Origin of the sequence: Curtobacterium sp. A7_M15 (assembly GCF_030705415.1) — a bacterium.
GTDB lineage: Bacteria > Actinomycetota > Actinomycetes > Actinomycetales > Microbacteriaceae > Curtobacterium.
In genome coordinates, this window is record NZ_JAUZED010000011.1 from 24,540 (window position 1) to 38,089 (window position 13,550).

Sequence of the window (13,550 nt, forward strand, 5' to 3'; positions counted from 1 at the left end):
GACCATGACCATCGCACTCACCGGCGCGACCGGCAAGATCGGCGGCGCCGTGGCGCGCGCCCTGGCGGACGACGGGGTGCCGTTCCGGATGATCGTGCGGGACGCCTCCCGGGCGCCGGAACTCCCCGGAGCCGAGGTCGCGGTCGCGTCGTTCGGTGACGCCGAAGCGAGTCGCGCGGCGCTCGAGGGCGTCGACCTGCTGCTCATGGTCTCCGGCGCCGAGGCGGTGGACCGTCTCGCCCAGCACCGCACGTTCGTCTCCGCTGCCGCGACGGCCGGCGTCCGGCACGTGGTCTACACGTCGTTCGTGGGCGCGGCGGCGGACGCGACCTTCACGCTCGGCCGCGACCACTGGGCGACCGAGGAGGCGATCCGCGCGACCTCGATGGCACACACGTTCCTGCGCGACTCGTTCTACCTGGACTTCGTCGAGGACCTGGTCGGCGAGGACGGCGTGATCCGGGGACCGGCGGGCGACGGTGCCATGGCGGCGGTCGCCCGGGCCGACGTGGCGCGGGTCGCGACCGAGGTCCTGCGGAACCCGGCGGCACACCTCGACCGCACCTACGAGCTGACCGGACCGTCCGCGATCACCCTCGCCGAGGCCGCGGCCACCGTCTCCGAGGTCCGTGGGCGCGAGGTCTCGTACCACCCGGAGACGCTCGCAGAGGCGTACGCCTCACGCGCCAAGTGGGACCCCGAGCCGTGGCAGGCGGACGCGTGGGTGAGCACCTACACGGCGATCGCCGAAGGAGCGCTCGCGCGGGTGTCGGGCGACGTCGAGCGCGTCACGGGGCGCCCACCGATGTCGCTGCGCGAGGTGCTGCTCGTCGGCTGACCCACCCACCGTCGACGAAGCGGTCGCCAGCGCGCTCGTCGGAGCGGTCGCTGAAGCGCTCGTCGGAGCGGTCGCCGAAGCGTGGGCGGCGCGGCACGACCGGCCCGCCCAGCCGGTCCACGGACCGGCCCGGCAGCCCGCACCGCCACACCGTCCACCCGACGTCCGTCACCGCCCACGGATGCGCCGGCACCCTGGCCCCCGGGTCGACGTCGGCGACTGCCCGGCACCCGCCCGCCAGCGCCGCACGCAACACCGGATCGGTCCGGGGCGCGCCGGCCTGCACCACGAGCACGCGGAGCCCGCCGGCGATCCGCTGCCGCACCTGCTGCGCCGTGAACACCGGCACCGTCCCCGAGAAGCCGCCGTCGGTCAGCACCGGCAGCCCCGTCGCGTCGATCAGGGGCGACGAGATGCGCCAGGTGTCGGTGAGGAACAGCGGCACCGAGTCGCGGTACCCGTCGAGGCGCCGTGCCGTCCGTACGAGGTGCCGGAACACGACCGGGTACGGCGCGGAGGAACCGCCCCACGGGTCCGGCCGTGAGACGCGGAAGGCCTCGGCCCGACCGTCCGGACTCCGCCAACGCGGGATCCACGAGCCGACGGAGGCGTCGCTCCCGCTCCCGTCACGAGCGGCGTCGAGCGCCTGCAGCGAGAAGGCCGCGGGACCGGCGACGAGGGCGAGTCCGGCCGCGAGGGCGATCGCGGTCCGGGAGGCGCGGTGCCGGCCCGGCCCGCGCGTCCCCTCCCAGCGCGGTCGCCACAGGAGCGCGACCACCGTCGCGAGCACGGCTGCGGCACCGACGGCGACGGCCAGCGTCGCGAGGACCGCCGGCATCGCAGCACCACGGGCCAGGAACGCCCACCACGCGAGCTGTGCGGCTGCGAGGAGCACGGGCACCGCGCGCAGCCACGCCGACTGTGCCCGGACGAGCCCCACCGCGCCCCGCCATCCCAGCGCTGCGAGGACGGCGAGCTGCACGCCGACCGCCGCGACGTAGGCGGTGTGCGGCACCTTCGCCACCGAGAGGACGACGGCGGCCGTGACGAGCCACACCGTGACGACGAGGAGCGTGGCCGACCCGGCTCGCGTGTCGAACGCCCGACCGGTGACGCTGCCGACGCGTGCACCGGACCGGCGGACGAGGAGCAGGACGATCGCGAGCACGACGGCGAACACCGCTGCGGGGAGGAGCCAGGCGACCTGTGACGCGAGGTGCGGCTCGAGGAGCTTCGTCACGCCCCCCGGGCCACCGAGGCGTGTCGGGCGGCCAGCGGGACCCTCGGTCGTGCTGACGGAGCCGGGTACCGCTCCCGGGAGGAACCGGTCGATGCCGTTGTAGCCGAACACCATCGCGAACGGGCTGTCGTCGGTCGAGCCGTCGATCCACGGACGAGCACCGGACGGGGTGAGTGCCAGCCCGACCACCCACGCGAGCGACGCTGCCACCGACACCGCACCGAGGACGACGACGCGACGGACCCGGACAACGACGCCGAGCCGGGCACCGTCCCGCCCGGCCGTGGCGACGAGGGTGCCGAGCAGCAGCGCCGGCAACACGAACCACGCCTGGAGCATCTTCGCCTGGAACCCGACGCCCACCGCGAGCCCGGCGGCGACGAGTGGCCACCACCGGCCCGTGATCGCCGCGTGCTGCCAGCAGAGCAGGGCGACCGCCAGGGCCGCCGTGACCATGCCGTCCTCCATCGGGTGGGCGAACATCGACACGAAGATCGGCGTCGTGGCTGCTGCACCCGCGGCGACGAGCCCCGTCCCGACCCCGGCCCACCGCAGTCCGACGAGCGAGCAGGCCCACAGCGTGACCAGGCCCTCGACGACCTGGGGGAGGGCGAGTGCCGCGGTGGAGTCGCCGAACAACCGGATGCTGAGCGCCTGGGGGACGGCGAACCCGCTGAGCTTGTCGAGGGTCACGGTCGCGGAGGGGTCGAACGCGCCGGAGAAGAGCGCCGGCCACGACTCGGACATCGACCGGGCGGACGCCTCGTAGAAGCCGGAGTCACCGCCTCGCGCCAGGTTCCACCCGAGCAGCACCGTCATGCCGGCTGCGATCAGGAGCAGGGCGCAGCGTGCGGCGAGGGGCTGGTCCCGCCACCGTGCGGGTCGTCGAGTGTCCACCCTCCGGACCCTGGCCGCCCGGGATGACGGTGGACCGGGACCGTGCCACCAGCTCGCTCGGAAGTCACCAGCGGCGCTGAGACGACGTGCGGGCGCGACCGGGCGTCACCAGGCGTTCCCCGGTCGAACCGGAACGCGGTCTCAGGGCGGTGCCCGGGTTCAGGCGACCCGGCGGGCCGCGAACGTCCCCACGACCCCGAGGGTCAGCACCGCGACGAGCACGACGAGCAACGGAGCCGTCCAGTCGCCGGTGACCCCGTGCAACGAACCGGCGACGAGCGGTCCGGCGGAACCGAGCAGGTACCCGCCGCCCTGCACGAACGCGGACATCCGCCGGGCATCGGCGTCGCTCGACACGATCCGGACGATGACGATGAAGATGACCGTGATGCCGCCGCCCTGCGCTGCTCCGCCGAGGACGGACCAGAGCAGCCAGAGCTGCGGGGCGAACAGCAGCCCGAGCGGCATGGCGAGCCAGAGGAACGCGACGAGGGCGATGATCGCCCGGGGACGCCACCGCGCCGCGAGCACCGGGACACCCAGCGCCCCGACGACCGCGAGGATCTGGAACACCGACGAGCTCGCGCCCGAGGACGCCTTCGAGAAGCCGATCTCGTCGTGCAGCAGGGTCGGGATCCAGGCCGTGAGCGCGTAGTACGAGAACGCCTGCCCGCCGAACGCGAGCGTCAGCCCCCAGGTGATGAGCCGTCGAGCCGGGCGCACGGGAGCGGGTGCCGCACCGCCGTCGACCGTGCGGATCGCACCCGTGCCGAGCACCTGGTCGATCGGTCCCGTCTCGGCGACCGGCTCGGACGCCGCCGGGCGGAGCCACGCCGCACGGGGGCCGACGGCGTACGTCCAGGCCAGACCGGCCACCACGGCGAACACGGCCCAGATCGCGATCGCGACCGGCCAGCCCCAGCTCGCGGCGATCGGCGCCGTGCCGAGCGAGGTGATCATCGACCCGACGTTGAGCGCGGACGTGTACACGCCGGTGACCAGACCGACCCGCTCGGGCGAGGTGTCCCGACGGATCACGACCGGGATCACCACGTTGCCGATCGTGATGCCGATGCCGATCACCGCGGTGCCGACGAGCAGGGCCGTGGACGAGGGCAGCGAGCGAACGACGGTGCCGACGAGGACGACGACGAGCGAGAGCGACACCGCACGCTCGGGGTCGGCCTTCGCGATGACCCAGCTGGCGAACGGCGTCGCGAGCGCGAAGCAGAGGACCGGGATCGTCGTCAGCAGGCCGGCGACCGTGGCGGTCAGGCCGAGGTCGGCGCGGACGTCGCCGATGACCGGCGCCGTGGCGACGATCGGACCGCGGAAGTTCAGTGCGATGAGGACGATGGCCGCCGGCAGCAGCCAGGCGGCACCACGCAGTCCCGCCGCGGTCCGGCCGCCCGCACGGCCGTGCCCGCCCGCCCCGGTCGTCACGAGGACGGCAACAGGATCGGGAGCAGGTCCAGCGGCGTCGCAGCCTGGGCGATGGTGCCATCGGCCTCGGCGGGGGAGCCGTAGCCCCACTCGGCGAAGATCGCCGGCACCCCGTGCACGGCCGCCCCCTGGACGTCGTGCAGGCGGTCCCCGATCAGTACCGGTCGGCTGGTGTCGAACCCGCGGGCGTCGAGGCGGCGCAGCGCTTCCTCGACCACGTCGGCCTTCGAGGAGCGGACCTCGTCGTCGCTCGCGCCCGTGATGACGTCGATGTCGCCGGTGAGGCCGTAGTGCTCGAGGATGTACGTCGCCGGCGTCTCGGGCTTGCTCGTCGCCGTCGAGATCGGCAGCCCGGCGTCGTGCAGGGTGCGCAGGACGACGTCGATCCCGGGGAACATCGCCGAGTCGAGGGCACCGTGCGACAGGTAGTGCTCGCGGTAGACGGCGAGCGTGTGTTCGGCCTGCGCCTCGTCCATGCCCATCGCGTCGCGGAAGGTGTCGAGGATCGGCGGACCGACGAACGACATGAGCGTCGCGTGGTCCGGCACGGGGACGCCGACGACGCGGAACGTGTGCGTCATGCTCTCGAGGATGCCGGGAGCGGAGTCGCTGATGGTGCCGTCGAGGTCGAAGAGGATGGCGGAGAACGGGCGCGTCATGACCGTCCCAGCCTAGTCGGGCGGTCGACGCGACCACCCGGCGGGCGCGAGGTCCCCGCCGGACGCGACCCGCGCCTCCTGGAAGGCCGCTCAGAAGAGGCGGGTGTGCCCGCCCTCGATGCCCCGCATCGCGTCGTAGTCGAGGACGAGGACCCGGATGCCGCGGTCCTCGGCGAGGGTGCGCGCCTGCGGTGCCACCGTCTGCGCCGCGAGCACGCCCTGCACCGGACGGAGCAGCGGATCGCGGTTCATGAGCTCGAGGTACCGGGTGAGCTGCTCGACCGCGTCGATGTTCGCGTTCCGCTTCATCTCGACGGCGACGCTCGCTCCGGCGTCGTCGCGGGCGAGGATGTCCACCGGTCCGATCGCCGTCATGTACTCGCGGCGGACCAGCGTGTGGCCGTCGCCGAGGAGCTCGATCTGCTCCGCGAGGAGCTGTTGCAGGTGCGCCTCGACCCCGTCCTTGACGAGCCCCGGATCGACGCCGAGGTCGTGGGTCTGGTCCGCGATGACCTCGTGGATCGACACGATGAGGCGGTCCTGGGTCTTCTTCTGCGTGACCGTCCAGACCTGGGTGATGCCACCCAGGCTCTGCTCCTCGTCCGGCTCGGTGATCTCGATCGAGCACGGCGGGCTCATCCAGTTGAGCGGCTTGTAGCTGCCGCCGTCGGAGTGGACGAGCAGCGATCCGTCGGCCTTCAGCATGAGCAGACGGGTCGCGAGCGGCAGGTGGGCGGAGAGCCGGCCCGCGTAGTCGACGGAGCAGCGGGCGATGACGAGACGCACCCGGAGAGCCTAACCGGACTGCTGGCCCTGGAGGCGCGGCTCGCCCCCGCCGTCCACGTCACCACCCCGACGGGTCGGCCGGGCGGCGGCGCCGCGCTCACGGGCGGCACCGGACGCCAGCCCCGCCGCGATGATGAACACGAAGACCACCAGGAGCGCGCCGAGCAGCCCCACGTGCTCGCCGAGGAACCCGATGAGCGGCGGTCCCGCGAGGAACGCCACGTACCCGATCGTCGCGACGGCGCTGACCCGGGCGGCGGCGGTCCGGGGGTCGTCCGCCGCGGCGGACATGCCCATCGGGAAGCCGAGGCTCGCTCCGAGACCCCAGAGCACGACGCCGACGATCGCGAGCGGCACGTCGTCGATGAAGATGAGCATGCCGAGGCCGACGACCGCGACGGCCGCGCTGGTGCGGAGGACGGGCACCCGCCCGAACCGGTCGATGAGCGGGCTGCCGGCCACTCGGCCGACCGTCATCGCGGCGAGGAACACCGTGAGGACGGCGGCGCCGGCGGCGTTGTCGAGGCCGTGCCCGTCGATCATCGCCAGCGGCAGCCAGTCGTTCGCCGATCCCTCGGCCAGTGCCATTCCGAGGACGATCACGCCGATGAGCAGGGTGGACGGCTGGGCCCAGACCTGCCAGCGACCCACCGGCGTCGGCACCGGGCTGGTGTCGGTGGCGACGTGCTCCTCGAAGCGGTGCTCGTCCTGGAAGCGCGTCACGGCGACGAGCATCGCGGCGCTCGTGACGACGACGAGGACGACGAAGTGCCACGCGACGGGGATCCCGAGCGCTTCGGCGAGGGCACCGAGCCCGGCGCCGGCGAGGGTGCCGAGGCTGAACGCGGCGTGGAACAGCGGCATGATCGTCCGGCCGCCGGCCTTCTCGGCCGCGGCGCCGGACACGTTCATGGACACGTCGCACAGGCCGTTGCCGAAGCCGAACGCGATGAGCGCGATCCAGATGGCGGCGAAGCCCCACCCGAGGGAGACCGCGACGCCCGCGAACACCATCCCGACGGCGAGGCACGCGGCGGCGACCTGGACACCACGGCGGGCCCCGAGCTTCGCCACGATGTGCCCGGCGAAGGTCAGCCCGCCGATCGAGCCGACCGCCATGCCGAGCACGAGCAGTCCCATCTCGAAGGTGCTCGCTCCGAGGGAGTCGCGGACGCTCGGGATCCGGCCGAGCCAGGTCGCGATGTCGAGGCCGGACAGGGTGAACACGACGAAGACCGCGGTGACCCAGGCCCGTGTCGAGGGGGTGGTGCGGGCGGACGTCGTCGTCATGGTGGTCCCATCGTGCTTCGCTGCGGTGCTGCCGTGCGTGTCGCGGCCCGGTCGAATCGATTCGACCGCCGTTTCCGGCTACGCTAACGGGCGATGGACGAACCGGCAACAGGACCCGGCGCGTCGCGGACGGAGCACCACCGCGAGGACGCCGCCGATGCGGTCGCGGCCGGTCGCACTCCGGTGCGACCCCGTCGCCCCACCCTGTCCGCGGTGGCGCGTGCTGCCGGTGTCGCGCCCTCGACCGCCTCGCTCGCGTTCAGCGGCAGCGGCCCGGTCTCCGAGGAAGCGAAGGCCCGTGTGCTCGCGGCCGCTGCCGAGCTCGGGTACGGCGGCCCCGACCCTCGTGCCCGTTCCCTGCGCCGTGGTCGGTCCGGTGTCATCGGGGTCGTCATGGACGAGCGGCTGAGCGACGCGTTCCGCGACCCGGTCAACGTCCTGACGCTCGACGGCATCGCCGAGGTGGCCGGTGCCGCCGGTGCCTCGCTGCTGCTCGTCCGGAGTCCGCTCGACGACGAACAGGGTGCCGTCCCGCTCGTCGACGCCCCGATGGACGCCGTCGTCCTCGTCGGGTGCAACGTGCGGATCGACCCCGCGGTCGCCGTGCTCCGGCGGCGGCAGATCCCCGTCGTCGCGATCGAGGCGGACGACATCGAGGGTGCGGTGCCGATCCAGCTCGACAACCGCGAGGCCTCGCGTCGCGCGGCCGCCTTCCTGCGCGACCTCGGGCACGAGGCCGTCACGATCGTCTCGCTGCCCCTCGACGGCTCGCGTCGTCGCGGCCCGATCGACGCCGAGCGCGAGGCCGAGGGGATCGCGTTCACGTCCCTCGAGCGGCTGCGCGGGGTCCGGGGGGTCTTCCCGGACGCGGTCGCGCTCGAGGCGGCCGGCAGCTCCGTGGAAGAGGGCCGGATCGCCGGCACCGCGCTCTTCGCGGTCGACGGACCCCGGCCGACCGCGGTCGTCGCGCAGAGCGACGTCCTCGCCGTCGGGGTGATCTCGGCCGCGCTCGACGCCGGGCTCCGCGTGCCCGAGGACGTCAGCGTCGTCGGGTTCGACGGCATCACCGTGGACGACAGCCTCTTCCACCGCACCCGCATCCGGCAGCTGACCACGCTCGTGCAGCCGTTCGTGCAGAAGGGGCAGGCCGCAGCCCGTGCCGCCCTGGCGATGCTCGAGGGCGCCGAGCCCCAGCCGGCGGCGTTCCGCTCGGAGCTCCGCATCGGGGACACGACCGGACCCCCGCGGGCGTAGCGGGCCGGCACCGGGCGGCGTCACCCCAGACGGCGGGTGGGCCACCGCGCGAGGTCGTCCTCCCAGACGGCCGGGTCCCGGGGCGGAGCCACCTCGTCGAGGATCTCGAGCGCCGTGATCCGCTCGATGCGGAAGCCGCGGACAGCGTCGCGGAGCCGACACCACCCGGCCAGCAGCCACGCGTCACCGGCCCGGAGCAGCCCCATCGTCTCGACGTCCCGCACGGTGCTGGTGGTCGGGTCCGGCCGGCCGGCCGCGTCCTCGCCGAGGTACCGCAGCCGCACGACACGGCGGGCGGCGATCGCGTCGGACAGGATGCCGAGCGGCACGGTGTCCGTGTCCGATGGTGCGACGGCGTCGATCACGCGGATCATCCCGAGCGCCTCGAGCACCGGGGTGCGGTGTTCGTCGAGCATCACCGCGTGGATCTTCGACGATGCGCGCAGGGCGGCAGCCTGGTACGGCGAGGACTCGAGCAGGCCGAGCCCGGCCAGCACGGCGAGGGACTCGGCCGCGGTCAGGTTCAGCGGTGGGAGCGAGTACTCGCGGAGGATCGAGTACCCGCCGGCGGCGCCGTGGTCGGCGTAGACCGGCACTCCGGCGGCCTGGAGCGCGGCGACGTCGCGCTCGATCGTCCGTTGCGACACCTCGAAGTGGGCGGCGAGCCGAGCGGCTGACCACGGTCGGCGCGCCCCGCGGAGCAGGTCGACGAGTGCGTAGTGCCGCTCGGCTCGCTTCATGGTCCGATCCTCACAGACGCCGGTGTCGATCGGTCGGCTCAGCTCCGCATGCTCCGCTGTCCGCCCGCCGACCAGACGCGCCGGACACGTCCTGCCTCGTCGAAGTCGAACACGTCGACGCCGCCCACGTGGACGTCCCCGGCGTCCATGTCCCAGATCAGCCGACCGTGGTCGCCGTCGAGCGCGTCACTGACGGCGGTGAAGACCGCGTCAGGGTGCTGCCCGTGCCACCAGTCGAGGTACGCGGCGAAGTCGTCGGCGGTGCGGATGTCGTCCGCCGGGGTCGAACCGTCGGGCTCGGTGACGGCGAACCGGATGCGGAAGTCGTCGGCGCAGAGGTGTCGGGCGAGGTCGCCGTCGGCGTTCCACATCACCAGCCACTGGTCGAGGGCGGTGCGGGCCTGGTCCGTACGGGTGTCGTTGTCGGTCATGCGTCCACCCTCGGACCGCTGCGCGACAACGGTGTGTCGGTGTTCCCCCGCCGGACCGGGACTGACGGCGCGCGAGCCGTCAGTCCTGCGCCGTCGGTCGGATGACGACCTCGCCGACGTCCACCCCCGCCGGCTGCGCGATCGCGTACGCCACGGCTGCGGCGACGGCGTCGGCGGGCATGGCGATCGCGTCGCGACGAGCTTCCAGCGCCGCGCGCTGCTCGGGGTCGTCGGTCTTCGTCACGCCTTCCGTCGCGGTGAAGCCCGGGGAGACGACGGTGACGCGCAGCCCGGGACCGGCCTCCTGCCGCAGCGCCTCGCTGAGCACCCGCACCGCAGTCTTCGTCGCCGCGTAGACGCCCTGGGCGGGGACGATGCGGTGCGCCGACGTCGATGCCGTGTGCACGAAGTGTCCGGACCCCTGCTCGCGGAACACCGGCAGGGCGGCGGCGATCCCGTTGAGGACGCCGACCAGGTTCACGTCGACCATCTGCTGCCAGCCGTCGACGTCGAGGGCGTCGAACGGCGACACGGCCATGCTGCCGGCGTTCTGGTGCAGGACGTCGAGGCGACCGAAGCGTGACCGGGCCGACGCGACCAACGTGTGCAGCGCCTCCCGGCTGCGTACGTCGGTCTCGACCGCGATCGCCTCACCGCCTGCGTCCGTGATCCGTGCGACGATGTCCGCCAGCCGCTCCACGCGTCGCGCCCCCAGGACGACCTTCGCGCCCCGTGCCGCGAGGTGCTGCGCCGTCGCTTCGCCGATGCCGCTCGACGCGCCGGTGATCGCCACGACCTTCCCTGCGATGCCGTCCATCCGCTCGCCTCCTGTACGCTGAAACGGACACTCGTCCGATTCATCGAGGAGGCTAACGGACACATGTCCGTTTCGCAATCGCCCCGCCGCGCGGATGCCGAACGCAACCGCGCGCGTCTGGTCGACGTGGCGCGAGATGCGTTGCGGGCCGACGCCGCGACGACCATGCAGTCGCTGGCCCGACTCGCGGGCGTCGGCCAGGGGACGCTGTACCGGCACTTCCCCACCCGCGGGGCCCTGCTCGCCGAGGTCTACCGAGCCGACTTCCAGGGGCTGGTCGCGTCGGCGCGCGCACTGGCCGACCGGCCGTCGCAGGACGGCGCACTCCGGTCGTGGCTCGACGAGCTCGCCGCCTTCGGCTCCCAGAAGCACGCGCTCGCGGACGTCCTGGACGCCGCGACCCGACAGCAGCTGCACGATGAACAGTACGACGAGATCGCCGATGCGATCGGCGTCCTGCTGCAGGCCGGAGCGCGAGCCGGCGTCCTGCGTCCCGACGTCGGACCGGCGGACCTGCTGGCGCTCGTCGCGTTCCTCTGGCGACTGGGGCCGTCGGCGGCGGACCGGGTGCCGTACCTGCTCGACCTCGTCGTGGACGGACTCCGTCCCCGGACAGCGGACGGCGCCTGACCCCGGACCGCGGTCGTCGTCACCGCGGCTCAGGACCGCCGCGTGTGCCCGAGCGTCTCCGAGGGCAGCTCCCCGAACCGGTCGGCGTACGCGGCGGCGAACCGGCTGACGTGCAGGAACCCCCAGCGGGCCGCGACCTCGGTCACCCGGACGCGCTCGGGCCCGACGGCGAGGAGGTCCTCGCGTGCTCGTTCCAGTCGGAGCCGGCGCAGGTAGGCCGTCGGCGTGGTGTCCAGGCTCCGTCGGAAGCCCTCCTGGAGGCTGCGGACACTCGTGAACACCGCGGACGCCAGGTCGCCGACCGTCCACGGCCGCGCCGGATCCTCGCGGAGCAGCTCGACGGCCCGCGCGACGGCTCGCGAACCCGCTCCGCGGTGCGGCGAGTGCAGCGCCGCCGAGTGGTTGTGCGGCTGTCCGAGCAGCAGGCTGTGCAGGAACACCTGCTCGAGGCTGCGGACCGCGAGCGGGTGGGCGAGCGGGCCGTGCGCCTGCCGTGACCCCTCGTCCACGAGTCGGAGCGCCTGCGACACGGCCCGTCCGCCGGGGGTCTCGAGGTCGAAGGCCGCGTCGAACTCGACCGGCACCGACACGGGCGCGTCCAGCAACCGCTCGAGCTCGGTGTGCACGTCGCGGCGCGGGATCATGACCGAGACCTGCGCGAACCGGTCGCCGCAGTCGAGGTCGACCGTCCGTCCGGGCATGAAGACCCCGGCGGTCCGTGCCGTGCCCCGGACCGTCGTGCTCCCGGCCGCGCGCGCGGTCATCCGGGAGCGCACCGGGATGTCGAGGTGGTAGTCGACGGGCTCTGCCGTGCGGATCCGGACGGGCTCGCGGAAGCGCATGTACCCGAACGTGGTCCGACCGAGCGTGAGGGCGTTGAGGTGCATGTGTGCGTCGGGAGCACCGTCGGCGGTGGAGATCTCCAGCGGGAGGAACACCTCGCTGAGCACCGCGGCCGCTTCGTCGGCGTTCGTGCTGGTGGCGACCGGGTGCGCCCCGAACATCTCCGCAGTGGCCCCGGTCACGGCGCGACTCTACCGGCCTCGCTCGTTCCGGCCGTCGCGCAGATCCGCGTTGCGCGACGGCGCCCCCGCGCCCAGCGGATGGTGGCCGGTGCGCGTGCTGCGTACCGTCGAACCGGCCGGTGTCCTGCGCCGGCGCGGAAGCGGTGGCCTTTCCCTTCGGGTGGGGAAGGCCACCGTGACGCTGGCTCAGCGCGCCAGGGCCTGCTCGACCCACCCACGCCGGTGCGCCCGCACCCCGAGCGTCACGGCGCGCACCCCGATGTAGCCGAGCGCGAAGGCGGCCCAGAGTCCCGCGAGGGTCCCACCCGCCCACCACAGCAGCGGCAGGTACACGACGAGGTTCACCCCGCCCGCGATCGCCAGGTACCGGGCGTCCCCGGCGCCGATCAACACCCCGTCGAGCACGAACACGTACCCCGCGACGGGCATCCCCACCGCGATGAGCACGAGCACGACCGGGAGCGCACCCCGCACGGCGGACGAGTCGGAGAACACCGGCCCGAGCACCCCGCTCGCGGCGAGCGTCAGCACCCCGAGCAGCACTCCGCCCGCGATCCCGAGCACGACGAGCCGCCGCGTCACCAGCCGCACCCGCTCCGGGTCGCGCGCACCCAGTCCGTGTCCGACGAGCGCCTGTCCGGCGATCGCGAGGGCGTCGAGCGCGAACGCCAGGGTCGAGAACACCGTCAGCCCGACCTGGGTGGTCGCGAGCCCGGTCGTCCCGAGCCCCGCGGCGGTGGCGACGGTCGCGAGCATCGCCACGCGCAGCGACGCCGTCCGCAGGAAGAGCCAGGCTCCGGACCGGAGCGCGCGAGCGACCCCCGAGGCGCCCGGACGCAACGGTGCACCCGAGGCGCGGGCGGCGCGCACGGCGATGCGGACGTACACGATCGCCATCGCCCACTGCACGATGACGGTGCCGGCCGCCGACCCCTCGACGCCCCACCCCGCGCCGTAGATGAGGACGGCGTTCAGCAGTCCGTTCGCGACGAACCCGACGGTGGCGACGACGAGCGGCGTCCTCGTGTCCTGCAGTCCGCGGAGCAGCCCGGTCGAGGCGGTCACGACCAGGATCCCGGGCAACCCGATGAGCGACACCGTCAGGTAGGCGGTCGCTGCCGCGGACACCTCGGCCGAGGCCCCGAACAGGTCGACGAGCGGACCCGCGAGCGGCCACCCGACGAGCGCGAGGACCACCCCCAGCACCAGCGCGAGCCACATCCCGTCGATGCCGGCGTGCACGGCACCGCGTCGATCGCCGCCGCCGAGCGCACGGGCCACGGCGGGGGTCGTCGAGTACGCGAGGAAGACGAGTAGCCCGGTGACGGTCTGCAGTACGGCCCCCGCCAGGCCGACGGCGGCGAGCGGCGTCGCACCGAGGTGGCCGACGAGCGCGGTGTCGGTGAGCAGGAACAGCGGCTCGACGACGAGCGCACCGAGCGCGGGGACCGCGAGGCGGACGATGTCACGGTCGACCGCACGCCGCTCGGCGGTCACTGC

At 73.7% G+C, this 13,550-nt stretch carries 13 protein-coding genes; 3 read left to right on the forward strand and 10 right to left on the reverse strand.

From position 1 onward, the window contains the following. Positions 1-4: 4 nt before the first annotated feature. Entirely contained in the window at positions 5-838 is an 834-nt protein-coding gene (locus tag Q7F20_RS03870; protein WP_305738796.1) for an SDR family oxidoreductase, read from the forward strand. Here the strand turns inward: Q7F20_RS03870 and Q7F20_RS03875 are convergent. From Q7F20_RS03875 to Q7F20_RS03895, 5 genes are all read right to left on the reverse strand, one after another. Continuing rightward, the gene (locus Q7F20_RS03875) at positions 789-2,975 is read right to left on the reverse strand and encodes a glycosyltransferase family 39 protein (protein WP_305738797.1); all 2,187 of its coding nucleotides are present in this window, start codon (positions 2,973-2,975) and stop codon (positions 789-791) included. The genes Q7F20_RS03870 and Q7F20_RS03875 overlap by 50 nt on opposite strands. Before the next feature lie 159 nt (positions 2,976-3,134). Then, positions 3,135-4,418: a CynX/NimT family MFS transporter gene (locus Q7F20_RS03880; protein ID WP_305738798.1), complete on the reverse strand. Its 1,284-nt coding sequence runs from the start codon at positions 4,416-4,418 to the stop codon at positions 3,135-3,137. Continuing rightward, on the reverse strand, positions 4,415-5,077 hold the full coding sequence (locus Q7F20_RS03885; protein WP_305738799.1) for an HAD hydrolase-like protein: 663 nt from the start codon (positions 5,075-5,077) through the stop codon (positions 4,415-4,417). Before Q7F20_RS03885 ends, Q7F20_RS03880 begins: the two co-directional genes overlap by 4 nt. A 90-nt stretch (positions 5,078-5,167) precedes the next feature. Further along, entirely contained in the window at positions 5,168-5,863 is a 696-nt protein-coding gene (gene nucS / locus Q7F20_RS03890) for an endonuclease NucS (protein ID WP_305738800.1), read from the reverse strand. 9 nt (positions 5,864-5,872) lie between these two features. Beyond that, positions 5,873-7,153, reverse strand: a complete 1,281-nt coding sequence (locus tag Q7F20_RS03895; RefSeq protein ID WP_305738801.1) for an MFS transporter — start codon at positions 7,151-7,153, stop codon at positions 5,873-5,875. Between the two features lie 93 nt (positions 7,154-7,246). Here Q7F20_RS03895 and Q7F20_RS03900 point away from each other — a divergent pair, with 93 nt between their 5' ends. Next, positions 7,247-8,407 (forward strand): LacI family DNA-binding transcriptional regulator, encoded by a 1,161-nt coding sequence (locus Q7F20_RS03900; protein WP_305738802.1) that lies wholly within the window; start codon positions 7,247-7,249, stop codon positions 8,405-8,407. A 20-nt stretch (positions 8,408-8,427) separates the two neighbouring features. Here Q7F20_RS03900 and Q7F20_RS03905 read toward each other — a convergent pair whose 3' ends face one another. The 3 genes from Q7F20_RS03905 to Q7F20_RS03915 form a co-directional block, all read right to left on the reverse strand. Further along, positions 8,428-9,147, reverse strand: coding sequence for a YafY family protein (locus Q7F20_RS03905; RefSeq protein WP_305738803.1), 720 nt, complete (start codon positions 9,145-9,147; stop codon positions 8,428-8,430). 38 nt (positions 9,148-9,185) lie between these two features. After that, entirely contained in the window at positions 9,186-9,578 is a 393-nt protein-coding gene (locus tag Q7F20_RS03910; protein WP_305738804.1) for a nuclear transport factor 2 family protein, read from the reverse strand. A gap of 79 nt (positions 9,579-9,657) precedes the next feature. Continuing rightward, the gene (locus Q7F20_RS03915; protein ID WP_305738805.1) at positions 9,658-10,395 is read right to left on the reverse strand and encodes an SDR family oxidoreductase; all 738 of its coding nucleotides are present in this window, start codon (positions 10,393-10,395) and stop codon (positions 9,658-9,660) included. A 63-nt stretch (positions 10,396-10,458) separates the two neighbouring features. On the opposite strand from Q7F20_RS03915, the gene Q7F20_RS03920 reads away from it, so the two are divergent. Further along, complete coding sequence (locus tag Q7F20_RS03920; RefSeq protein WP_305738806.1) at positions 10,459-11,025, forward strand: TetR/AcrR family transcriptional regulator; 567 nt, start codon at positions 10,459-10,461, stop codon at positions 11,023-11,025. Between the two features lie 29 nt (positions 11,026-11,054). Here the strand turns inward: Q7F20_RS03920 and Q7F20_RS03925 are convergent, their stop codons facing one another. Both Q7F20_RS03925 and Q7F20_RS03930 read right to left on the reverse strand, forming a co-directional pair. Continuing rightward, complete coding sequence (locus Q7F20_RS03925) at positions 11,055-12,050, reverse strand: AraC family transcriptional regulator (protein WP_305738807.1); 996 nt, start codon at positions 12,048-12,050, stop codon at positions 11,055-11,057. Between the two features lie 186 nt (positions 12,051-12,236). Continuing rightward, complete coding sequence (locus tag Q7F20_RS03930) at positions 12,237-13,547, reverse strand: MATE family efflux transporter (protein WP_305738822.1); 1,311 nt, start codon at positions 13,545-13,547, stop codon at positions 12,237-12,239. Between the last annotated feature and the right edge of the window lie 3 nt (positions 13,548-13,550).